At 73.6% G+C, this 21,702-nt stretch carries 21 protein-coding genes; 13 read left to right on the forward strand and 8 right to left on the reverse strand.

The window, feature by feature from the left end:
• The first annotated feature begins 83 nt into the window (after window positions 1-83).
• A complete protein-coding gene (locus tag HDR73_RS03640; protein WP_012298525.1) occupies window positions 84-983 on the forward strand; it encodes an MFS transporter in 900 nt (299 codons plus the stop codon).
• Between the two features lie 523 nt (window positions 984-1,506).
• Here the strand turns inward: HDR73_RS03640 and HDR73_RS03645 are convergent.
• From HDR73_RS03645 to HDR73_RS03665, 5 genes are all read right to left on the reverse strand, one after another.
• Window positions 1,507-2,403, reverse strand: coding sequence for a glucose 1-dehydrogenase (locus tag HDR73_RS03645; RefSeq protein WP_012298527.1), 897 nt, complete (start codon window positions 2,401-2,403; stop codon window positions 1,507-1,509).
• Window positions 2,404-2,449: 46 nt separating this feature from the next.
• The gene (locus HDR73_RS03650; protein WP_223842734.1) at window positions 2,450-2,737 is read right to left on the reverse strand and encodes a hypothetical protein; all 288 of its coding nucleotides are present in this window, start codon (window positions 2,735-2,737) and stop codon (window positions 2,450-2,452) included.
• Window positions 2,738-2,739: 2 nt separating this feature from the next.
• A complete protein-coding gene (locus tag HDR73_RS03655) occupies window positions 2,740-3,024 on the reverse strand; it encodes a hypothetical protein (RefSeq protein ID WP_041464452.1) in 285 nt (94 codons plus the stop codon).
• A 102-nt stretch (window positions 3,025-3,126) separates the two neighbouring features.
• Entirely contained in the window at window positions 3,127-3,282 is a 156-nt protein-coding gene (locus HDR73_RS03660) for a hypothetical protein (protein ID WP_012298530.1), read from the reverse strand.
• Window position 3,283: 1 nt separating this feature from the next.
• On the reverse strand, window positions 3,284-3,595 hold the full coding sequence (locus HDR73_RS03665) for a hypothetical protein (RefSeq protein ID WP_041464453.1): 312 nt from the start codon (window positions 3,593-3,595) through the stop codon (window positions 3,284-3,286).
• A 212-nt stretch (window positions 3,596-3,807) separates the two neighbouring features.
• On the opposite strand from HDR73_RS03665, the gene HDR73_RS03670 reads away from it, so the two are divergent.
• Genes HDR73_RS03670 through HDR73_RS03680 form a run of 3 tightly spaced genes read left to right on the forward strand, consistent with a single transcriptional unit; the run spans window position 3,808 to window position 9,283 of the window.
• On the forward strand, window positions 3,808-5,394 hold the full coding sequence (locus tag HDR73_RS03670) for a pyridoxal phosphate-dependent decarboxylase family protein (protein WP_012298532.1): 1,587 nt from the start codon (window positions 3,808-3,810) through the stop codon (window positions 5,392-5,394).
• Entirely contained in the window at window positions 5,391-6,773 is a 1,383-nt protein-coding gene (locus HDR73_RS03675; protein ID WP_012298533.1) for a lysine N(6)-hydroxylase/L-ornithine N(5)-oxygenase family protein, read from the forward strand. Before HDR73_RS03670 ends, HDR73_RS03675 begins: the two co-directional genes overlap by 4 nt.
• Window positions 6,770-9,283: a GNAT family N-acetyltransferase gene (locus tag HDR73_RS03680; RefSeq protein ID WP_012298534.1), complete on the forward strand. Its 2,514-nt coding sequence runs from the start codon at window positions 6,770-6,772 to the stop codon at window positions 9,281-9,283. The genes HDR73_RS03675 and HDR73_RS03680 overlap by 4 nt, the downstream gene beginning before the upstream one ends.
• Before the next feature lie 87 nt (window positions 9,284-9,370).
• On the opposite strand, the gene HDR73_RS03685 is transcribed toward HDR73_RS03680, so the two are convergent.
• On the reverse strand, window positions 9,371-9,835 hold the full coding sequence (locus HDR73_RS03685; RefSeq protein ID WP_012298535.1) for an Hsp20/alpha crystallin family protein: 465 nt from the start codon (window positions 9,833-9,835) through the stop codon (window positions 9,371-9,373).
• Window positions 9,836-9,970: 135 nt separating this feature from the next.
• The gene (locus HDR73_RS03690; RefSeq protein ID WP_012298536.1) at window positions 9,971-10,369 is read right to left on the reverse strand and encodes a hypothetical protein; all 399 of its coding nucleotides are present in this window, start codon (window positions 10,367-10,369) and stop codon (window positions 9,971-9,973) included.
• Window positions 10,370-10,450: 81 nt separating this feature from the next.
• Between HDR73_RS03690 and HDR73_RS03695 the strand changes: the two genes are divergently transcribed.
• The 4 genes from HDR73_RS03695 to HDR73_RS03710 all read left to right on the forward strand — a co-directional run bounded on the left by HDR73_RS03695 (window position 10,451) and on the right by HDR73_RS03710 (window position 14,032).
• Complete coding sequence (locus tag HDR73_RS03695) at window positions 10,451-11,143, forward strand: SDR family oxidoreductase (protein WP_012298537.1); 693 nt, start codon at window positions 10,451-10,453, stop codon at window positions 11,141-11,143.
• Between the two features lie 115 nt (window positions 11,144-11,258).
• A complete protein-coding gene (locus HDR73_RS03700) occupies window positions 11,259-11,936 on the forward strand; it encodes a MarR family winged helix-turn-helix transcriptional regulator (protein ID WP_287136231.1) in 678 nt (225 codons plus the stop codon).
• On the forward strand, window positions 11,933-12,877 hold the full coding sequence (locus tag HDR73_RS03705; RefSeq protein WP_012298539.1) for an NmrA family NAD(P)-binding protein: 945 nt from the start codon (window positions 11,933-11,935) through the stop codon (window positions 12,875-12,877). Before HDR73_RS03700 ends, HDR73_RS03705 begins: the two co-directional genes overlap by 4 nt.
• Window positions 12,878-13,015: 138 nt before the next feature.
• On the forward strand, window positions 13,016-14,032 hold the full coding sequence (locus HDR73_RS03710; protein ID WP_012298540.1) for an NADP-dependent oxidoreductase: 1,017 nt from the start codon (window positions 13,016-13,018) through the stop codon (window positions 14,030-14,032).
• Here the strand turns inward: HDR73_RS03710 and HDR73_RS03715 are convergent.
• Window positions 13,980-15,164 (reverse strand): YihY/virulence factor BrkB family protein, encoded by a 1,185-nt coding sequence (locus HDR73_RS03715; RefSeq protein WP_012298541.1) that lies wholly within the window; start codon window positions 15,162-15,164, stop codon window positions 13,980-13,982. The two genes, HDR73_RS03710 and HDR73_RS03715, sit on opposite strands and share 53 nt — an antisense overlap.
• A 91-nt stretch (window positions 15,165-15,255) precedes the next feature.
• Here HDR73_RS03715 and HDR73_RS03720 point away from each other — a divergent pair, with 91 nt between their 5' ends.
• From HDR73_RS03720 to HDR73_RS03740, 5 genes are all read left to right on the forward strand, one after another.
• Complete coding sequence (locus HDR73_RS03720) at window positions 15,256-16,839, forward strand: CYTH and CHAD domain-containing protein (RefSeq protein ID WP_041464455.1); 1,584 nt, start codon at window positions 15,256-15,258, stop codon at window positions 16,837-16,839.
• Between the two features lie 23 nt (window positions 16,840-16,862).
• A complete protein-coding gene (locus HDR73_RS03725) occupies window positions 16,863-18,503 on the forward strand; it encodes a carboxylesterase/lipase family protein (RefSeq protein WP_223842735.1) in 1,641 nt (546 codons plus the stop codon).
• 118 nt (window positions 18,504-18,621) lie between these two features.
• Window positions 18,622-19,803: an inorganic phosphate transporter gene (locus HDR73_RS03730; protein ID WP_041464456.1), complete on the forward strand. Its 1,182-nt coding sequence runs from the start codon at window positions 18,622-18,624 to the stop codon at window positions 19,801-19,803.
• Entirely contained in the window at window positions 19,800-20,051 is a 252-nt protein-coding gene (locus tag HDR73_RS03735; RefSeq protein WP_012298545.1) for a hypothetical protein, read from the forward strand. The genes HDR73_RS03730 and HDR73_RS03735 overlap by 4 nt, the downstream gene beginning before the upstream one ends.
• 121 nt (window positions 20,052-20,172) lie before the next feature.
• On the forward strand, window positions 20,173-21,648 hold the full coding sequence (locus tag HDR73_RS03740; RefSeq protein ID WP_012298546.1) for an NCS2 family permease: 1,476 nt from the start codon (window positions 20,173-20,175) through the stop codon (window positions 21,646-21,648).
• Window positions 21,649-21,702 lie beyond the last annotated feature (54 nt).

A 21,702-nucleotide genomic window follows, 5' to 3' on the forward strand; every position in this document is an offset into this window, starting at 1 on the left:
CCTGTGGGCGACACCGGTCGAGCCTGCTCGCCGACCCTATCCTCGGTCGGATGGCGACGAGGGGACCGGGGTCGAGCGCGTCCGTGGACGATTCGGAGGCGGACGATCCGAACCGGACCTCCCCGCGCCCCGCCGCCTCGGGCGGGTGGTCGCGGCTCAGCGCGTCCCGCGGCTTCCTCCTGCTCTGGGGCGCGCAGTCGGTCTCCACGCTCGGTGCGAGTTCGGCGTCCTTCGTCCTCACCCTCGAGGTGTTCCGCGACACCGGCAGCGCCGTCGCCCTCGCGGTGCTCACTGTCATGTCCTCGGCGGGCAACATCTACCTCGCCCCGCTCGCGGGCGCGTTCGCCGACCGCATCGGGCACCGCCGGGCCGCGATCCTCGCCAACGTGGTGCTCGCGACCGCCTCGGCCGTCATGGCGACGGTGTCGCTGATCGGCCCCGGGCGCCTCCTCGGGCTCGTGTACCCGCTCGTGCTGGTCTCCGCCATCGCGGCGAGCATGCTCACGCTGACCCTCACGGCCAGCATCCGGCGCATGAGGCAGGACGCGGATCTGACCCGCATCAACGGCGTCACGACGCTCCTGCAGCGCGCGCCCGTCATCGTCGCCCCCGTCGTGGGCGCCGCGTTGTACGCCACCGTCGCCCCGGCGTACGTGTACGTGGTGGACGGGCTCACGTCGCTCGGCTGCGTCGCGGCGCTCCTCGTCGTCCGGTGGGATGCGCCGCCCCTCGCCGGGCCCCGGCGTGCCAACCCGTTCCCCGGGGCGCGCGACGGCCTCGCCTGGATCCTCCGCCACCGGGGCATCCGCGAGATGCAGATCGGCTTCGCGGGGCTCAACCTCTTCAACGGGCTGGGTGTCACGGCCACGACCGCGTACGTGATCCTGCTCGCCGACCGCCGGTGGGGATCCGCGTCGGGGCTCGCCGCCTACAACGTGAGCGCCGCGGTCGGGCTCGTCGCGGGGGCCGCCCTGGCCGGGTGACGCGGCGACAGGATCCCGCGCCTCGTCGCGATCACGGGCATGCCGCTCGTGCTGGGGCTCGTCGGCCGCGCGTCGCTCGGCGTCACGGACGTCCTCGCACTCGTCGTGGCAGCCGGGTTCGTGCGGAACGCGTCGATCCAGCTGCAGGGCGCGCCGCTCGCCGCCGTCTGGCAGGAGTCCGCGCCGCCGGCGCAGCAGGGCTCCATCCTCGGCGGCGCGCGCCTGCTCGGCCAAGGGCCCTACCCGTTGGCGGTCCTGGGGGGGGGGGCGGCGGCCTCATCACGCTGCTGGCGCCGCTCGGACAGGAGGAGGCGATGCGGGTCATCCTCGTGGTCGCGGGGACGGGCGAGGCCCTGTGCGGGCTCGCCATGCTGTCGTCCCGGCACGTGCGCGCGCTCTTCTCCTGATCCGCGCCGACGGCGTCGGACCGTCGAGGCGGTCGCCCGCGACGACGGAGGGCCGGAGGGGTGATCCCCTCCGGCCTTCGTGCGCTCGCGTCCGGCGGCCGCCGGACGCCGCTCCGCTACGGCGTCGGCATGCCGCCGTTGACGTTCAGCGTCTCGCCTATGACGTAGCTCGACTCGTTGGAGGCGAGGAACACGTAGGCGGGCGCGAGCTCCGCGGGCTGGCCGGCGCGGCCGAGGGGGGTGTCCTCGCCGAACTCGGGCAGTGCGTCCTCGGGCTGGCCGCCCGCGGTCTGCAGCGGCGTCCAGATCGGGCCGGGCGCGACGACGTTCACGCGGATCCCCTTGGGCGCCAGCTGGCCGGCGAGGCCCTTCGAGAACGCGTTGATGGAGGCCTTGGTCGTGGCGTAGTGCACGAGGTTCGGCGACGGCGCGTAGGCCTGGATCGACGACGTGTTGATGATCGACGAGCCGGGCTTGAGGTGCGGCAGGGCGGCCTTCGTGATCCAGAACATCGCGTAGACGTTGGTCTTGAAGGTCAGGTCGAACTCCTCGTCCGAGATGTCCTCGAGCGCGTCGACGTTCTGCTGCTTGCCCGCGTTGTTGACGAGGATGTCGAGTCCGCCGAGGCCCTCGACCGCCTTCGCGACGAGCTCGCGGCTGAACTCCGCGGTCGAGATGTCGCCGGGGATCGCGACGGCCTTCCGGCCGGCCTCCTCGATGAGGGCGACGACCTTCTTCGCGTCCTCCTCCTCCTCGGGCAGGTAGGAGAGCGCGACGTCCGCGCCCTCGCGGGCGTAGGCGATGGCGACGGCCGCGCCGATGCCGGAGTCGGCGCCGGTGATGAGGGCCTTGCGTCCCTCGAGGCGGTTGGATCCGCGGTAGGTCTTCTCGCTGCGGTCCGCGGTCTCGTCCAGGTCGGCGTCGAGGCCGGGACCGTCCTGCTGCTGCGCGGTCGGGTCGATGCCCGCGTACATCTTGGTCGGGTCCTGGAACGTGTACTGGTCGGTGCTCATGTGTCTCCTGGTGCTGTGGTCGGCGTGCGGGAAATGGGGGAGTGGATCAGGCGGGCGGGGTGTCGTCCAGGTCGATGTCCTGGCCGGCGAGCTCGTTGTCGGCGAGCACGGGCTCGGCCTCGCCGTCGACGCCGAGGGCGTCGGCGGTGGGCTCGGCGTCGGCGCCCATGACGGCGTCGTCGTCCGGCTCCTCGACGGGCTCGTCGGTGTCGGGCAGCACGGTCTCGCCGGCGACCGCGTCGTTGGTCACGGTCTCGTTCGCGAGGGCCTCGGTGTCGAGGGCGGTGTCATCCCCCGTGGAGTCGTCCGACGGGGTGATGGTGGCGTCGGTCACGGTCACTCACCGGCCTCGGGCTTGGGGTGGCCGGGGATCGAGTCGCCGCTGAGGTTGAGCTCGGCGGGATCCACGTCGATCTCGCCCACGTCGTCGGGGCCTCCCGATCCGGGGAGCACCTGCACGTCGTCCGCGGCGGCGGGGACGTCGTCGGAGACGCCCTCGCTCTCGGTGATCTGCTGCTCCTGCTTGACGCGCGTGTCGTCCTCGCTGGGAGAGATGAAGTCCTTGTCCTGGTTGGTGTCTGAGGTGTCCGCGGGCTGGAGGCGCGGGTCGTCGGTGTCCATGCGTCCGACGCTACGCTCGGCCTCCAGCAGCGTGTGGCGGCGTTCAGGCAACGCGCATGTGCAGTGCCCGGAGCCCGTCGTGACGGCGCCTCCCGGGGTGGATCACTGGTCGTCGGGACCCTCGCCGAACGGGTCGGGGGTGTCCTCGCGCGCATCCTCCTCGGCGGCCTCCGCCTCCTCCGCGACCGAGTCGGCGTCGATGGGCGCGGGCTCGGCGAGCGGGTGACGCGGGGCGTCGGGGATGTGGGGATCCGTCACGTCAGCGGCCCTCGGGGTCGACGTGCCCGGATGCGTCGTCGGCGGGCGCGCTCATGTGGGAGTCGGACGCGGTGACCGCGCGGTTGTCGGGGACCGCCGGGTAGGCGGCGCTCGCGGGATCCGCGTCCTCGACCTCGGGGGTGTCCTCCTCCGCGTGCCCGTAGCCGGTGCCGTCGGGTGCGCGGACCGCGTCGCCGACGCCGGCGGGGGAGCCGTCGTCGCCGACCACGTCGTCCACGCTCACCAGCCCGTCAGGATCCCCGGGGCCGCGCCCGGTGCGGATGCCGTCTGCCTGCTCGTCGCGGTCGCTCATGCTCCCCACCCTACGAGCGTCGGGACTGCGGGAGACGTGTGCTCGACGCCCCCGAATCGGGGTCGCGAGAATGCCTCGCGGAGGGTCCCCGCGAGTCGTCGTCGGCCGGGTTGCGTTCCCGGCCGAGCACCTTCATATTAGGTGAGCCTTACCTAACCGCGCACGGTGCTCGTGACCCGGACACGGCTCCCCATCGAACCGACGAAGGACCCATGACCCTCTCCCCGCACGCCGCCCACCCGTCCGATCCGACGCTCGACGACCCCCGCGAAGACCCGCTCACGGCCGAGGCGGATCCCGCCGCCGAGCTCTTCTCCAACCGCTCCCTCGCCGGCTGGGACGCCGCCCTCCGGTCGGCCGCGGCTTACGTCCGCGCCGCCGCCCGCCGCGCCGACGGGCCGTTCACCGGCATCACGCCCGACCGGCTCCGCGGATCCTTCGCCGGGCTCGACCTCGACCGCCCGCTCGGCGGCCTCGACGACGCCCTCGACGAGCTCGACGACCTGTACCTCCGCGACGCGGTGTGGTTCCACGACCCGTCGTACGTCGCGCACCTCAACTGCCCGATCCTCATCCCGGCCATCGCGGGCGAACTCATCCTCTCGAGCGTCAACACGTCGATGGACACCTGGGACCAGAGCGCGGGCGCGACCCTCATCGAGCGTGCCCTCATCGACTGGACCGCGGGCCGCGCCGGCCTCGGCGACGAAGCGGACGGCGTGTTCACGAGCGGCGGCAGCCAGTCGAACCTCCAGGCGCTGCTGCTCGCCCGCGACGAGGCGGCGGCCGTGCACGGACTCGCACCCGGCGACCGGCAGCGGATGCGCATCCTCGTCAGCGACGTCGGGCACTTCAGCGTCGAGAAGAGCTCGCGGATCCTCGGCCTCGCCCCCGACGCGGTCGTCCGCGTGCCGAGCGACGACGCCAAGCGGATGCGGGTCGACGCCCTCGAGCGGGAGCTCGCGCGCTGCTACGCGGCGGGCCTCCTGCCCGTCGCCGTCGTGGCGACCGCCGGCACCACCGACTTCGGCAGCGTCGACCCGCTCCCCGCGATCGGGAACGTCTGCCGGCGCGAGGGGATCTGGCTCCACGTCGACGCCGCGTACGGCGGCGGCCTGCTCACCTCGCTCCGGCACCGGCACCTGCTCGACGGCATCGAGCGCGCCGACTCGGTGACCGTCGACTACCACAAGACCTTCTTCCAGCCCGTGAGCTCCAGCGCGCTGCTCGTGCGCGACGGCCGCACGCTCCGGCACGCGACGCTGCACGCCGACTACCTGAACCCGGCGGACCGCGCGCACGAGGAGATCCCGAACCAGGTCGACAAGTCGCTGCAGACCACGCGGCGCTTCGACGCGCTGAAGCTCTGGCTCACGTTGCGCACGGTGGGCGCCGACGGGGTGGGGCGGATGCTCGACGACGTCATCGCGCTCGCCGACCGCACGTGGTCGGCGCTGCGGCGGGACCCGGCGCTCGAGGTGGTGGTGCGGCCCGAGATCAGCGCGCTCGTGTTCCGGTACGTGCCGGCGGGGGAGCGGGACGGATCCGCGGGGCCGGACGCGGGGGCGCGCTCCGACGCCGTCAACCGCGGCATCCGGCAGGCGATCCAGGACTCGGGCCGCGCGATGGTCGCCGCGACCCGCGTGGGCGGGCGCGCGCACCTCAAGCTGACGCTGCTCAACCCCGCGACCACCGACGCGCACATCGCGGAGATCCTGCGGATGGTGGTGGCGGCGGGCGACGCGCTCGACGCCGGGCTGGGCTCGGATGCCCCTGCCGCCGCGGAGGCCGGCCGATGAGCGCCGCCGCTTCCGCCCCCGACCGCATCCACGACGTCGTCGTGATCGGCCTCGGCCCCGCGAACCTCGGGCTCGCCTGCCTCGCCGACCCGCTCGACGACCTCGACCTCGTCGTGCTCGAGCGGAAGCCCCGATTCGACTGGCACCCCGGCATGATGCTGCCGACCGCGCACCTGCAGACGCCGTTCCTGGCCGACCTCGTGACGCTCGCGGATCCGACCTCGCGCTTCTCGTTCCTCGCCTACCTCAAGGACACCGGGCGGCTGTACTCCTTCTACATCCGCGGGGACTTCTTCGTGCTGCGCAGCGAGTACGTCGCGTACTGCCGGTGGGCGGCGGAGCGGGCGCGCGGCATCGAGCTCGACCGCGACGTGCGGGCGATCCGCTACGACGAGACCAGCGGCGCGTACGTCGTCGAGTCGGTCGACGCCGCGGGCACCGCGCACGTGCACCGCGGACGGAACCTCGTGGTCGGCGTGGGCACGCCGCCCTGGCTGCCCGAGGCCGTGCGCGACCTGCCGGGTGTCGTGCACAGCTCCGGCTACCTCGGCGCGAAGGCCGCGCTGCAGGAGCGGGACGCGATCACGGTGGTCGGAAGCGGGCAGAGCGCGGCGGAGATCTACCGCGACCTCCTCGAGGACGTGGACTCCCGCGGCTACCGGCTCGACTGGATCACGCGCTCGCCGCGGTTCTTCCCACTCGAGTACACGCGCCTGACGCTGGAGATGACGAGCCCCGAGTACAGCGACCACTTCTTCGGCCTGCCCGCCGACGCCCGCGACATGCTGCTGCGCGAGCAGCGGAACCTCTACAAGGGGATCGACTCGGAGCTCATCGACGAGATCTTCCACACGCTCTACCGGAAGCGGCTCGCCTTCGACGCGCTGCGGGCGGAGGGGCGGCTCGCGCCGGGCGGCGACGCGGGATCCGGCGTGCCGACCCGGCTGCTGACGAACGCGGAGGTCGTGTCGGCGCGGCCGACGCCTGACGGCGGCGCGGTCCTCGGGCTGCGGCATGCGGAGACGGGCGCCGAGCGCGACTGGCCGACGGGCGCGGTGATCATGGCGAGCGGGTACGACGCATCGGCGCCGCGGATCCTCGACGGGCTCGGCGACCGCGTGCACCGCGACGCGCGCGGCCGCCTCGACGTGGCGCGCGAGCACACGGTCGACGACGCCGGGACGCTCTTCGTGCAGAACGCGGAGGTGCACACGCACGGCTTCGTCGCGCCCGACCTCGGCATGACCGCGCACCGCAACTCGCGGATCCTGCGTGCCATCACGGGGCGTGAGGACTACGCGGTGGAGGAGCGGATCGCGTTCCAGGAGTTCGGGCTGCCCGACGACGTGCCTGCGGCCGGATCGGGGGTGCTCGCATGAGCGCGCCCGCCCTCGAGGCGTCCGCCACCACGCCGCCCGCCGAGTCCATCGCCTACGTGCTCGACCTGCGCCCGCTCGAGCCGGACGCCGACGCCGCGCTCATCCACTCCTGGGTCACGGCCCCGCGCGCCCGCTTCTGGCAGATGGAGCACGCGACGCTCGACGACGTGCGGGCCGAGTACGCGTCCATCGCGGCGGATCCGCGGCGCGAGGCCTGGATCGGCCTCCACGACGGCGCGCCCGCGTTCCTCGTCGAGGCCTACGACCCGGCCGAGGACCCCATCGGCGCGCACCTCGATCCGCTGCCGGGCGACCGCGGCATGCACCTGCTCGTCGCCCCGCCCGCGGGCGATCCGCTGCCCGGCTTCACGACCGCCGTGATGCGGCACGTCGTCGCGCGCCTGCTCCGGGATCCGGCCGTGCGGCGCCTCGTCGTCGAGCCCGACGTCCGCAACACCCGGATCCAGCGCCTCAACGAGCTCGTCGGCTTCCGGCCGCTCCGCGTCGTCGACCTCGGCACGAAGCACGCGCTCCTCAGCGTCGCCACGCGCGACGACGCCCTTCTGCACGCCACCCCCACGGACGGACCCGCCATGACCCTGACCCCCGACCGCACGCGCGACGCGCACCCCGAGACCCGGCCCGCCGCCGCGTCGAGGGCCTCCGAGCCAAATCCGCGCGTCCACCCCGCCGCGCACCTCCGCCCCGACGTCTGGGCCGCCGCCACCCGCCACCTCGTGCGCAAGGCGCTCGCCGAGTTCGCGCACGAGCTGCTCATCGCGCCGGAGCGCGTGGACCCGGAGCTGGCGCCCGGCGAGCCCCGCCGCCCGCACGACCCGAGGCGCTGGGCCGAGTACCGCGTCGCGAGCGCCGACGGCCGGAGCCGCTACGAGTACCGCGCCCGGATCCTCGAGCTCGACCACTGGGACGTCGACGAGGCGAGCGTCCGCCGGACGGTCGACGGCCTGCCCGCCGAGCTCGACGCGACCGACCTCGTGCTCGACCTGCGCGACCGGCTCGGGATCACCGACGACGTCCTGCCCGTCTACCTCGACGAGATCCAGAGCACGCTGTCGGCCGCCGCGTTCTCGCGCCTCCGCGACGTGCCCGACGCGCGGGGCCTTCTCACGGCGTCCTACGCTGAGGTCGAGTCGACGATGGACGAGGGCCACCCCTGCTTCGTCGCGACCAACGGCCGCATCGGCTTCGACCTCGACGACCACGACCGGTACGCGCCCGAGGCGGGCGCCGACGTGCGGATCCTCTGGCTCGCCGTGAACGCGCGGCTCGCCCGCTTCACCGCCATCGACGGCCTCGACCGGGAGGCGTTCCTCGACGCGGAGCTCGGCGGATCCGCCCGTGCCCGCTTCCGCGCGCGCATGGAGGCGCTCGGCGTCGACCCCGCCGAGCGCGTGCTCGTGCCGGTGCACCCGTGGCAGTGGGAGAACGTGGTCACGGTGACCTTCGCGGGTCTCGTCGCGCGGAGGGACATCGTGCTCCTCGGCACGGGCGACGACGAGTACGGCGCGCAGCAGTCGATCCGCACGTGGGCCAACCGCACGAGCCCCGAGCGCTGCTACGTCAAGACCTCGCTGTCGATCCTCAACATGGGCTTCACGCGCGGCCTCTCGCCGGCGTACATGGCGGTGACCCCCGCGATCAACGACTGGGTGCACGCGCTCGTCACGGGCGATGCGGAGTTCGCGCGGCTCGGCTTCGGGATCCTCCGCGAGGTCGCCGCGGTCGGCGTGCGCGACGAGCGGGTCGACGCCGCGCTGCCGCCCGGCCACTCCCACGGCAAGATGCTGTCCGCGCTCTGGCGTGAGTCGCCCGTGCCCGGCCTCGCCGAGGGCGAGCGGCTGATGAGCATGACGAGCCTCCTGCACGTCGACGCGCACGGGGACACGGTGCTCGGCGCGCTGATCGATGCATCCGGCATCGGCGCGGCCGCGTGGCTGCGCCGCTGGCTCGACGCGTACCTCGTCCCGCTCGCGCACGCGCTCATCGCGCACGACCTGGCGTTCATGCCGCACGGCGAGAACGTGATCCTCGTGCTGCGCGACCATGTCGTCGTCCGCGTGCTGATGAAGGACATCGCCGAGGAGGTCGCCCTCTTCGACACCGAGCGCGAGCTGCCGGACGACGTGCGGCGGATCCGCATGGAGATCCCCGAGGACGAGCGCACCCTCACGGTCTTCACCGACGTGATGGACGGCTTCCTCCGCTTCGCCGCCGCGCTCCTCGAGGACCGGGACGACCTCGGCCCCGATGGCCTGTGGCGCGTGGCCGCGGAGGCGCTCGCCGACCACGAGCGCGCGCACCCGGAGCTCGCGGAGCGCTTCTCGCGCCTCGACCTCTTCGCGCCGTCGTTCGACCGCTCGTGCCTCAACCGCCTGCAGCTGCGCGACAACCGGCGGATGGTCGATCTGCAGGCGCCGGTGATGCAGATCCACGGCTCGCTGCGGAACCCGCTCGCCATCCACGCGGGCCTCCGGCCGCGCATCGACTGACCACCCGGCCCGCGCATGCGAGGAGCCGCCGCCCGCTGCTGCGGACGACGGCTCCTCGTCGTGTGGGCGCCTCGCGGCCCGGTCGGATCAGCTCGCGGCGTGCGCGCCCTGCTCGACGCGCAGCGTCTGACCGTCCTGGCCCTGGCCCTGCTGCTCGTCGGACGTGACCGCGATCTTGCGCGGCTTCGCCCGCTCGCTCACCGGGATGGTGACGCTCAGCACGCCGTTGGCGTAGTGCGCCGAGATGCGCTCGGTGTCGATGCCCTGGCCGAGCGTCAGCTGGCGGAGGAACGTGCCGGCGACGCGCTCGCGCGTGAGCCACCGCACGTTCTGGTCGCCGGCGAGCGTGCGCTCCGCGCGGATGGTCAGCAGCTGGCCGTCCACGTCGATGTCGACCGAGCCCGGGTCGATGCCCGGGAGGTCGGCGGCCAACACGTAGGTGTCGCCCTCGCGGTGCAGGTCGATGGGCATGGGCCGGTTCGCCTGGCGGGTCTCGGCGAGGGCGCCCATGGCGCGGTCCAGCTCGCGGAACGGATCGAAGGTCATGTTCATGCTCGACTCCTCACGATGATCTGCGGTGATGATCTGCGGGTTGAGCCCCCTCGGCTCAACTACGGCGAGATTAGCACTCGACGCAGGGGAGTGCCAAGCCGTTCGCCGAGGGCGAATGCGGCTCTCGCCACCGCTTCAGGAGCGTCGGCGCAGGTCGCGCTCCATGCGGCCGATGAGGGTCCACACCGCGCGCGAGAGGTCCGGGTGCTCCATGGCGATCCCGCGCAGCAGCCGGTACTCGAACCGCGCGACCACGCCGGGCTCGGTCGACGGATCGCGCACGCGGGCCAGCTCCTCGGCCATCCCGTCGGCCTCGAGCACGTCCTGCCGGAGCGTCGCGACCACGTGCTCGTCCACGGTCGGCAGCTGCGGGATCACCTCCCACGGGTCGTCGCCGTTCCGGCAACGGTGCTCGATCACGGCGTCCAGCTCGTCGCGGGCCTCCTGGCGCAGCACCTCGAGGCTGGCGGAGAAGCGGGCGTGCACGGGCGGATCCTCTCGGGCGGCGGGCCGCTCGGAGGCGGGTCCCTTCACGCTACGTCATGCCCCGGAGCACCCCCGACGGGATGGCCGGATGCCGTCGGTAGCCTGGAGGACCGCGACCCAGGAGGATCCATGACCGACACCGCCCGCCCTGTCGCCCTCGTCACGGGAGCCACCCGCGGCATCGGCCGCGCCGTCGCCGAAGACCTCGCCCGCACGCATCGCGTGATCGTGCACGGCCGCGACCGCGATGCCGTCGACGCGCTCGCCGCCTCCCTCACCGACGCCGTCGGCTGGGCGGCCGACCTCGCCGCGGGCGGCCTCACCGACCTCGTGCCGGGGCTCGACCGCCTCGACGTGCTCGTGCACTCGGCCGGCGTGATCGGCGGCGACGCGGTCGACGCGACGCCGGTGGAGGAGTGGCGCCGCGTGTTCGAGGTCAACGTGTTCGCGGTGGCCGAGGTGACACGCGTGCTCCTGCCCGCGCTCCGGGCGGCGAAGGGGCAGGTCGTGCTCGTGAACTCCGGATCCGGCTTCACGGCGAACCCCACCGGCGGCGTCTACGCGGGATCCAAGTTCGCCCTCCGCGCGCTCGGCGACGCCCTCCGCGAGGAGGAGCGCCCGAACGGCGTGCGCGTGTCGAGCGTGCACCCGGGCCGCGTCGCCACCGACATGCAGCGGGAGCTGCGCGCCAAGGAGGGCGGCGCGTACGACGAGACGCGCTACCTCGAGCCCGCATCCGTCGCGCGCGCCGTGCGCCTCGTGGTCGATCAGACCCGCGACGGCACGCTCGAGTCGGTGTCGCTGCGCCCGTTCGGGGGCTGATCCGGCGGACGACCGGACGCATCGGCCCCGTCGTCCGCGCGTGCGCCGAGCGCGATTCCTTACGTCTTGGAGATCGTCGTTGCGAGAGACGGTCTTCTGACGATACGTTCTCACCATGACCTCCCGCAGCGACGCCGACACCCGCGCCGACGCCCACGTGGACGCGTCCGGCGTCGACGCCCACGTGGACGCGTCCGGCGTCGACGCCCACGTGGACGCGTCCGGCGTCGACGCCTCCGGCATCGACTGGGGCTCCGGCGGCATCGAGACGCAGTTCGGCTGGTCCATCCAGGCCGTGTACCAGGGGTTCGTACGCACCGCGCAGGCCGCCGTGGCGCACGTCCCGGGCGGGCCGCGCGGCTACCAGGTGCTCGTCGCGATCACCACGGAGGAGCCGTCGTCGCAGCTCGCGCTCGCGCAGCGGCTCGGCATCGACAAGACGCAGATGACCTACGTGATCGACGCGCTCGCCGAGGGCGGGCACGTCGAGCGGCAGCTGCATCCGCGCGACCGCCGGATCCGCCAGGTCGTGCCGACCGACGCCGGGCGCTCCCTGCTCGCGACGGCGCGCGTCGCCCTCGGCGAGGTGGAGGACGGCCTGATGCGGGACCTCGACCCCGACGAGCGCGTCGCCCTCCGTCGCCTCCTCGCCCGCGTCGCGGTCGGCATCGGCGAGGCCGCCGGCCCCGCCGCGGAGCAGTCGGCCATCGTGGGCCTCGAGCAGCCCGTCGCCGCCCCCCATCGTTCGCGCCGACCGGCGCGCCGCACTCCCCGAGACGGAGAACCATCGTGACCACCTCTTCCCCCGCACCCGCATCCGGCCCCGTCGTCGTCGCCGGCGCGACCGGCGACATCGGCCGCCGCATCGTCCGCGAGCTCCTCGCGCAGGATGCCCGCGTCCGCGTCCTCACCCGCCCCGGCAGCACCGGCGCCGCCGAGACGTGGGGCGACGACCCGCGCGTCGAGGTCGTCGAGGCGGCCTACACCGACCGGGCCGCGCTGATCCGCGGGGTCGCCGGCGCGCGCGTCGTCGTCTCCGCCGTCAGCGGCGCCCGTGCGGTGATCGTGGGAGCGCAGCGCGCGCTCCTGTCGGCGGCGGTCGCGGCCGGCGTGCCGCGCTTCATCCCCTCGGACTACTCCTCCGACTACCGCCGCGTCACGCCCGGCACGAACCGCAACTTCGAGCTGCGGCGCGAGTTCGCGGCCGACCTCGACGCCGCGCCCATCCGGGCCACCTCGGTGCTCAACGGTGCGTTCGCCGACATGCTCACCGGGCAGGCGCCCATCGTGCTGTTCGACCGGCACCGCGTCCTCTACTGGTCGTCCGCCGACCAGGTGCTCGACTTCACCACCAAGGACGACACGGCCCGCGTGACGGCGCTCGTCGCGCTCGACGACGACGCGCCCCGCGTGGTCGAGGTGGCGGGGGACCGGGTGACGGCCCGCGACATCGCGCGCACCATGACGGAGATCACGGGCACGACGTTCCAGCTCCAGTGGGCCGGCACCACGGGCGTCCTCTCGACCGCGGCCAGGACGATGCGACGCGTCGGCCGCGACGAGCAGGAGACGTTCCCGGCCTGGCAGGGGATGCAGTACCTCGTGAGCATGTACAGCGGCGAGGCCGAGCTGCTGCACGTGGACCGCGAGCGGTTCGGCACGCACACCTGGACGAGCGTGCGCGACGTGCTCGCCGCGCACGTGGCGGAGCGGGGTGCGACCGCCGCCGCGTAGGCGACGCGCCCGGCCGCCGCGTCACGAGGCCACGGCTCGCTGGGTGCCGCGTCCAGCGGGCGGTGGAAGGGTGGGGCCGCGCCACGAGCGCCGCGGGCCGGCCGACCGACCGCCCGCACCCCAGAGCGAAGGAGACCCATGTCCGCACGCAGCATCCAGTGGCAGCTGGCGAAGCGCCCCACCGGCGAGCCCACCCCCGACGACGTCCGCCGCGTCGAGGTCGACCTCCCCGACCTGCAGGACGGCGAGGTCCGCGTCGAGAACGAGTTCATCTCCGTCGACCCCTACATGCGCGGCCGCATGAACGACGTGCCGTCCTACGTGCCGCCGTTCCAGCTCGACGAGGCCATGACCGGATCTGCCGTGGGCCGCGTCGTCGAGTCCCGCTCCGACGACCTCGCGGTCGGCACGCTCGTCAGCCACATGCTGGGCTGGCGCGACGTCGCCCAGGGCCAGGCCGGCGGCTTCCGCCCCGTCCCCGAGGTGCCCGGCGTGGCGTCCTCCGCCCACCTCGGCGTGCTCGGCCTGACGGGCCTCACCGCCTACGTCGGCCTCACCCGCATCGCGTCCATCAAGGAGGGCGACGTCGTCTTCGTGTCCGGCGCGGCCGGCGCTGTCGGCTCCATGGTGGGCCAGATCGCCCGCCTGCTCGGCGCCTCGCGCGTCGTCGGCAGCGCGGGATCGGCGGAGAAGGTCGAGCGCCTCACGTCGCACCTCGGCTTCGACGCCGCGTTCGACTACCACGGCGGCGACCTCGAGGCGAAGCTCGCGGAGGCGGCGCCCGACGGCATCGACCTCTACTTCGACAACGTCGGCGGCGACCACCTGTCCGCCGCGCTCGGCGCCCTGAAGGACTTCGGCCGCGTCGCCAACTGCGGCTCGATCTCGACCTACAACTCCACCGGCGAGGAGATCGCGATCCGCAACACGGGCCGCATCGTCACGCGCGGCCTCACTCTCCGCGGCTTCACCCTCGGCAACCACCAGGACCTCGCGCCCGAGTTCGCGTCGAAGATGGGCCCGTGGCTGTCCGAGGGCCGCATCACGGCCGACGAGACCGTGATCGACGGCATCGACCGCGCCTTCGAGGCGTTCACCGGCCTCATGCGCGGCGAGAACGTCGGGAAGATGGTCGTGCGGACCAGCGCCTCCTGACCCGCACCTCCCTCGTGTCGTCCTCGGGGAGCGTCGGCGGGGCATCCGCCCGGCGCTCCTCCGAGGCCGACGCGTCCGGTCCCGAACGCGCCTCGCGCAGGCGCCGCCCCTCGTCCTCGAGCAGGGCGCGGCGCCGCGCGAGCCGGTCCGCGCGGGTCGTGTCGCGCACGGGCAGCCGCAGCGCGTGCTCGGCGGGGATCCCCGCCTGCAGCTGCCTGGCGCGGATGATCTCCACGTCGAGCTCGCCGCCCAGCACGAGCGACAGGTTCCCGATGTACAGCCACAGCAGCAGCACGATCACCGCGCCGAGCACGCCGTAGGTCGACTCGTAGGTCGCGACGTGCGTCACGTAGGCGACGAACCCCGCCGTGCCGAGGCCCCATGCGACGATCGCGACCAGGCTGCCCCAGGTGAGCAGGTCCACACGACGGCGGCGGAGGTTCGGGGTCGCGGCGTACAGCACGCCGATGATCCCCGTCAGCAGCGCCACGAGCAGCGGCCACTTGACGACGGCCCACACCACGAGCGTCGTGTCGCCCAGGCCGAGCTGCTGCCCGAGCGCGCGGGCCCCTTCGTCGGTGAGCAGCAGCATGCCGACCATCACCACGCTCACGACGAGCAGCGCGATCGTCACCCCGAGCATCAGCGCCCGGTACTTCACGAGCGGCCGGCCCTCCTCGGTCTCCTGCACGCGGTTCATCGCGCGCCCGAACGCGGTGACGTACGCGGCCGAGGTCCAGAGCGCGCCGAGGAAGCTCACCGTGAAGGCGACGCCCGAGCGCGGTCCGTCGGCGAGCTGCTCGACCGGGTCGCGGATCACGTCGACGGCGGAGTCGCCCAGCACCGAGGTGAGCACGGCGAGCACGCCCTCGACGCCCGCGCGCGTGTCGCCGACCACGCCGATGAGGCTGAGCACCGCGACCGCCGCGGGGACGAGCGACAGCGTGGAGTAGAAGGTGAGGCTCGCGGTCATATCGATGCCGCGGTGCTTCATGAAGCCGTAGACCGCGCGGCGGCACGCGTACCAGCCGAGCTCGCGGCCGATGCGCTGCCGCCGGTGGAGGGCGGCCTCCTCGAGGTCGGCCCGCGGCGTGGCGTCGTCGGGCGCGACGTGACGGCGGCGGATGGGCATGTCGGCAAGTCTGACCCACGGCCGGGACTGCGGCGCTCCGGGCGACCGTCGGCGGCTGGCCGCGTCCGGCCGCGTGCGCTACACAGGGAGGATGGTGCACACATCCTCCGTCGAGATCGAGCGCAAGTACGACGTCCCCGACGGGGTGCCCGTCCCGGCCTTCGCCGGCATCGAGGGGATCGCCGAGGCGCGGTCCGCGGAGCCCGTGACGCTCGTGGCGGTCTACCTCGACACCGCCGACCACGCGCTCGCCGACCGCCGCATGATCCTCCGCCGCCGCGAGGGCGGGCACGACGCGGGCTGGCACGTCAAGCTCCCCGCCGACGGCGGCGAGGGCCGCACCGAGCTCGGCTGGCCGCTGCAGGACGGCGACGGCGACGACGGTGCGATCCCCGGCCCGGTGCTCGACCAGGTCGCCGTCCACGTGCGCGGCCGCGAGCTCACGCCGCTCGCGCGCCTCGAGACCGTCCGCACCACCGTCACGCTGCACGACGCCGACGGCCGCGCGGTCGCCGAGTTCGCCGACGACCGGGTCACCGGATCCGACGTCCGCGGCGGCACCGTGCGCGCCTGGCACGAGTGGGAGGTCGAGCTGCTGCCCGACGCGCCCGCGAAGCGCAAGCAGCGCACCGCGCTCCTCGACCGGATCGAGCGGCACGTGCTCGAGGTCGGCGCCCGCCCGTCCGACAGCGCGTCGAAGCTGGCCCGCGCGCTCGGCGCCGACGCGCTCGGCCGCCAGGCGCCCGCGGGTCCCGCGCTGCGGGATCCCGCGACCCTCACGCGGGAGAGCCCCGCGTCCGACGTCGCCCGCGCGATCCTCGCCCGCGGCGTGCGCGACCTCGTCGCCGCCGATCCGCGCGTGCGCGCCGACGAGCACGACGCCGTGCACCGGATGCGCGTCGCCGTCCGCCGCCTCCGCAGCGCCCTCCGCACCCACCAGGACGTGATCGACCCGGCCGCCACGGCGCCCGTCCGCGCCGAGCTCACGGCGCTCGGGGCCGTCCTCGGCGGCGCCCGCGACATGGAGGTGCTGCGCGACCGCGTCGTCTGGTCAGTGGTCGAGCACGACACGGGGACGGTCCCCGACCACGTCGGCGACGCCCTGCACGACGTCCTCGACGAGCGCTACCGCCGCGCCCGCGAGCGCGTGGTCCGGGCGCTCTCGTCCGCCCGCTACCTCGCGCTGCTCGACGACCTCGACGCCCTGGTCGCGGATCCGCCGCTCGCCCACGACGCCAGCTCCCCCGCGGGCCCCGCGCTCCACGCGGCCCTGCGCCGCGACGCCGAGCGGGTCGGCCGCCGGGCCGCGGTCGCGCAGGAGGCGGTCGGCGAGGCCGCGCGCACCGAGGCGCTGCACGAGGTCCGGAAGGCCGCCAAGCGCCTCCGCTACGCCGCGGAGGAGGTGAGCGGCCGCACCGTCACGGTGCTCGGCCGGAAGACGATGCGGCTCGCGACCGCGGCCGAGGAGGTGCACGACGAGCTCGGCGAGCACCGCGACGGCATCGCCATGCAGCGCATCCTCCGCGACGAGGCGAGGCGCCTCGCGGCGCGCGGCGAGGACGCGTTCGCGCTCGGCGTGCTGCACGAGGCCGAGCGGCTGCGCACCGAGTCGGCGCTCTGGCGGGCCGAGCGCGCGATCGAGCGCCTGCTCGCGACGGCCGTCCCGGGAGCGTGAGGGCGGACCGTAAACTCGATCGGGTGACCTCCGACGCCGACGTGCCCACCCCGGCGTACGACCCGTCGGAGCTCGACGTCGAGGTCACGGGCGGCACCGTCCGCGGCGTGCGCGAGCGGGGCATCGAGGCCTGGCGCGGCATCCCCTTCGCGGCCCCGCCCCGCGGCGACCTGCGATTCCGGGCCCCGCAGCCCGTCCTCGGCTGGGAGGGCGCGCGGTTCGCGCAGCACTTCGGCAAGGTCGCCCCGCAGGTCAGCGCGGGCGCCTTCATGGGCGCGCCGCAGGGCACGCCGATGGGGGAGGACTGCCTCACCGTCAACGTCATCGCTCCGTCCGGGCTCAGCCCCGACGCCGCGCGCGTCAACCGCGAGTCGCAGCTGCGGCCGGTCATGGTCTTCATCCACGGCGGCGCGTACGTCGTCGGATCCTCGCGCGAGAACCCGGTGCAGGGCGAGGGCCTCGTGCGCCAGGGCGGCATCGTCTACGTGAGCTTCAACTACCGGCTCGGCGCGCTCGGCTACCTCGACTTCAGCCGGTACTCCAGGCCTGATCGCCCCATCGAGTCGAACCTGGGCCTCCGCGACCAGGTGCAGGCGCTCCAGTGGGTGCGCGACAACATCCGCGCGTTCGGCGGGGATCCCGACAACGTCACGGTCTTCGGCGAGTCCGCGGGCGGCAACGCCGTCACGACGCTCATGGCCGTGCCCGCCGCGCACGGCCTGTTCGCCCGCGCAATCGCGCAGAGCTCGCCGACGAACGCCGTCTACCCGGCCGAGCAGACCGCGCGGTGGGCGGCCGAGTTCGTGGGCCTCCTCGCGGGTCGGGCGGGGCGCGCGCCCGACGACGCCGAAGCCGTCCGGCTGCTCACCGCCGCGAGCGCGTCCACGCTCGCCGCGGCGGCGAACGAGCTGATGGTTCGGACGCCCGACGAGGAGCCGGGCACCATCACGTTCAGCCCCGTCATCGACGGCGACGTGCTGCCGGAGCGCCCGCTCGACGCGTTCAAGCACGGCCGGGCCGCTCGCGTGCCGCTCATCATCGGCACCAACGAGCGCGAGGGATCCCTGTTCACCGGCCGCCTCGACATCCTCGCGACCACGCCGCCGCGCATCGAGGCCGTGTTCGCGAAGACCGACGAATCGCACCGCGCAGAGCTGGCGGCCCTCTACCCCGGCCTGCCGAAGCGCCGGGCCGCGCTCGACTTCGGCGGCGACTACGCCTTCTGGTTCCCGTCGATCAAGGTCGCCGAGCGGCACGCCCGCTACGCGCCCGTGCACTTCTACCGCTTCGACATCGCCCCGCGCCTCGTCCACCTCATGGGCCTCGACGCCACGCACGGCCTCGAGCTGTTCGCGCTGTTCGACCGCATGGACTCGATGCTCGGCCGCGGCATGACCCTGCTCGGCGGCCGGCGCGCGTTCGTCGCGGCGGGGGAGCGGATGCGCATCGCCTGGCTCCGCTTCGCGCAGGACGGCACCGTCGACGAGTCGTGGCCGCCGTACGTGGGCGGCGACGATGACGCGCCGGGCACCGGGGCGGCGGACGCGGACGCGGGGGCGTCGGGCGAGCGCGCGACCCTCGTGTTCGACGTGGTCGACCGCGTCGAGCACGACCCGCACGCCGAGCGTCGCGTCGCCTGGCGCGACTTCGTGCCGCACATCTGACCCTTCGGATCCGGCGCGAGATGTTCATCCGACCGTCATCCGCCGGACGCCCGTTCGAGCCCGGCGTATGCAGGCCGTTAGGATCGACGACTGTGACATCCGCTCGAGGGATCCGGTAGTGGATCTCACCCTCATCGTCGTCCTGGTCATCGCCCTGGCGCTGTTCTTCGACTTCACCAACGGCTTCCACGACACGGCGAACGCGATGGCGACCCCCATCGCGACGGGTGCCCTGAAGCCGCGGGTGGCCGTCGCGATCGCCGCGGTCCTCAACCTCGTGGGCGCGTTCCTCAGCACCGAGGTCGCGAAGACCGTCTCCGGAGGCATCATCCGCGAGGGCGACGGCGGCGTGCAGATCACGCCGACCATGATCTTCGCGGGGCTCATGGGTGCCATCGTCTGGAACCTCGTCACCTGGCTCCGCGGACTGCCGTCGAGCTCGAGCCACGCGCTGTTCGGCGGGCTCATCGGCGCGGCGGTCGTCGGCGCGGGGCTCGGCTCGGTCGACTTCGGCGTGGTGCTGTCGAAGGTGATCCTCCCGGCGCTGCTCGCCCCCGTGATCGCCGGCCTCATCGCGTACACGACCACCAAGCTCGCCTACTCGATCACGCGCCGCTCGAGCGGCCCGAACGAGCGCGGCGGCTTCCGCTACGGCCAGATCTTCACCTCGTCGCTCGTGGCCCTCGCGCACGGCACCAACGACGCGCAGAAGACCATGGGCATCATCACCCTCACGCTCATCGCGGGCGGGGTGCAGGCCGCGGGCTCCGGCCCGGAGTTCTGGGTCATCGCGGTCTGCGCCGTCGCCATCGCCCTCGGCACCTACATGGGCGGCTGGCGCATCATCCGCACGATGGGATCCGGCCTCACCGAGGTCAAGCCCGCGCAGGGGTTCAGCGCCGAGGCTTCGACCGCGGCCACCATCCTCGCGTCGAGCCACCTCGGCTTCGCGCTCTCGACCACGCAGGTCGCGTCGGGATCCGTCATCGGCTCGGGCCTCGGCCGCCGCGGCGCGTCCGTGCGCTGGAACACGGTGGGGAAGATCGCGCTCGGCTGGCTGCTCACGCTGCCGTCGGCCGCCGTCGTGGGCGCCCTCGCGGCCTTCATCGCGAGCACCGGCACGGTCGGCTTCGTCATCGACGCGGTCGTCGGCGTCGCCGTCATCGTCTGGATCTTCTGGCGCTCGCGCCGGAACGCGGTCGACGCCCGCAACGCCATCGTCGAGGTCGACGCCGCCGGATTCGCGGTGCGCGGACGCAAGGCCACCAAGGCCGCCCGGAAGGCCAGGGAGGCCGCATGATCGACTGGAGCGCGTTCCTCGTCGTCGCCGTGGCGGCCCTCGTGGGCGCCGTCGCGGTGGTGTGCCTCTTCTCCCTCGGCGTGCGGCTGCTGGCCGTCGGCACCGAGTACGACGACGAGGGCGACAAGGTCTCGGTGACGGGCATCCGCCCGCAGGCCGCGACCGTCGGCGGCTACGTCTGCTTCGCCCTCAGCGGCCTCGCCGTGCTCTACGGCGTGTACCTGATCATCCCGGCCCTCCACTCCTGACCGCGGGGCGCCGCGATCCGGGCTGGTCCCGGCCGCGCGCCCGCCCCTAGGCTCGATCCCGTCCCGACAAGGTCGTCGGCTCCCTCCCTCCCCGTCGCCCGACCCCTCGCGGAAGAAGCCCATGACCGAAGCGCGCACGTCGTCCCCCGCCCCCGAGACCACGGGAGGGCGCGGCGCGCTCGACCGGTTCTTCGAGATCACGAAGCGCGGATCCACCTACGCCCGTGAGATCCGCGGCGGCGTCCTCACGTTCGTGACGATGGCCTACATCGTCGTGCTCAACCCGCTGATCCTCGGCGGCTTCAGCGCCGACCAGGCCACGCTCGACGTGGACGGCAACTGGCTGCGCGCCTCGCAGGTGGGCGCCGCGACGGCCCTCACCGCGGGCGTCATGACCATCCTGTTCGGCCTCGTCGCGCGCCTCCCGTTCGCGTTCGCAGCGGGCCTCGGCATCAACTCGTTCCTCGCGGTCAGCGTGGTCGGCGAGGTCACCTGGCCGGAGGCGATGGGCCTCGTGGTCATCAACGGCCTCGTGATCGTGCTGCTCGCCACCACGGGCCTCCGCACGCTGATCTTCCGGGCCGTCCCGCGGGAGCTCAAGACCGCCATCACGGTGGGCATCGGCCTCTTCATCGCGTTCATCGGCTTCGTCGACTCCGGCTTCGTGCGCGGCACGGGCGTGCCGGCGTCGCCGCTCGCGCTCGGGATCGACGGGTCCATCGCGTCGCTGCCGACCGTCGTCTTCATCCTCGGCCTCGTGATCATGGGCGTGCTCATGGCCCGCCGCGTGCCCGGCGCGCTCCTCATCGGCATCGTCGCGACCACGCTCATCGCCATCGTCGTGGAGCAGGTCTTCCACATCGGCCCGTCGAACACCTCGGGCGCCACCGGCTGGAACCTCAACGCGCCCGTGCTGCCCGGCACGCCCGTCTCGCTGCCCGACCTCGGCCTCGTCGGCGCGTTCGACTTCGGCGCGTTCGGCCGCATCGGGATCATCTCCAGCCTGATGCTCGTCTTCACGCTGGTCTTCACGAACTTCTTCGACGCCATGGGGGCCATGACGGGCCTCGCGAAGGCCGCCGACCTCTCCGACGAGCGCGGCGACTTCCCCCGCCTGAAGGGCGCGCTGGTCGTCGAGGGCTTCGGCGCGGTCGCCGGCGGCGCCACCTCGAGCTCGTCGAACACGGTGTTCATCGAGTCGGCGTCCGGTATCGGCGAGGGCGCCCGCACGGGCCTCGCGTCGATGGTCACGGGCGTGCTCTTCCTCCTCGCGATGTTCTTCACGCCGCTCACGCAGGTCGTGCCGCTCGAGGTCGCGGCCGCCGCGCTGGTGATCGTCGGCACGCTCATGGCGTCGCAGATCCGCGACATCGTGTGGACGGACTTCTCGGTCGCGCTGCCCGTGTTCCTCACCGTGCTCGTCATGCCGCTCACGTACTCGATCGCCAACGGCATCGGCGTCGGCTTCCTCTCCTGGGTGCTCGTGCGCTCGTTCTCGGGCCGCGCGCGCGAGGTCTCGCCGCTGCTCTGGGTCGTCTCCGCGGGGTTCCTGATCTTCTTCGCGCGCGGGCCGATCGAGCAGCTGCTGGGCGTCTGATCCCCGGGCTTCGCGCGATCGCCAGAGGGCGCGCGACGCCCAGCCCTGCGTAAG

It is taken from the genome of Clavibacter sp. (assembly GCF_014802555.1).
Taxonomy (GTDB): Bacteria; Actinomycetota; Actinomycetes; order Actinomycetales; family Microbacteriaceae; genus Clavibacter; species Clavibacter sepedonicus.

Coding starts and splice junctions, on each gene's coding strand:
- HDR73_RS03655 (WP_041464452.1), bottom strand. CDS start 3,024: ATGGACACCGACGACCCGCGCCTCCAGCCCGCGGACACCTCAGACACC.
- HDR73_RS03670 (WP_012298532.1), top strand. CDS start 3,808: ATGACCCTCTCCCCGCACGCCGCCCACCCGTCCGATCCGACGCTCGAC.
- HDR73_RS03720 (WP_041464455.1), top strand. CDS start 15,256: ATGGTGCACACATCCTCCGTCGAGATCGAGCGCAAGTACGACGTCCCC.
- HDR73_RS03740 (WP_012298546.1), top strand. CDS start 20,173: ATGACCGAAGCGCGCACGTCGTCCCCCGCCCCCGAGACCACGGGAGGG.
- HDR73_RS03735 (WP_012298545.1), top strand. CDS start 19,800: ATGATCGACTGGAGCGCGTTCCTCGTCGTCGCCGTGGCGGCCCTCGTG.
- HDR73_RS03675 (WP_012298533.1), top strand. CDS start 5,391: ATGAGCGCCGCCGCTTCCGCCCCCGACCGCATCCACGACGTCGTCGTG.
- HDR73_RS03695 (WP_012298537.1), top strand. CDS start 10,451: ATGACCGACACCGCCCGCCCTGTCGCCCTCGTCACGGGAGCCACCCGC.
- HDR73_RS03665 (WP_041464453.1), bottom strand. CDS start 3,595: ATGAGCGACCGCGACGAGCAGGCAGACGGCATCCGCACCGGGCGCGGC.
- HDR73_RS03645 (WP_012298527.1), bottom strand. CDS start 2,403: ATGAGCACCGACCAGTACACGTTCCAGGACCCGACCAAGATGTACGCG.
- HDR73_RS03680 (WP_012298534.1), top strand. CDS start 6,770: ATGAGCGCGCCCGCCCTCGAGGCGTCCGCCACCACGCCGCCCGCCGAG.
- HDR73_RS03715 (WP_012298541.1), bottom strand. CDS start 15,164: ATGCCCATCCGCCGCCGTCACGTCGCGCCCGACGACGCCACGCCGCGG.
- HDR73_RS03685 (WP_012298535.1), bottom strand. CDS start 9,835: ATGAACATGACCTTCGATCCGTTCCGCGAGCTGGACCGCGCCATGGGC.
- HDR73_RS03710 (WP_012298540.1), top strand. CDS start 13,016: ATGTCCGCACGCAGCATCCAGTGGCAGCTGGCGAAGCGCCCCACCGGC.
- HDR73_RS03700 (WP_287136231.1), top strand. CDS start 11,259: ATGACCTCCCGCAGCGACGCCGACACCCGCGCCGACGCCCACGTGGAC.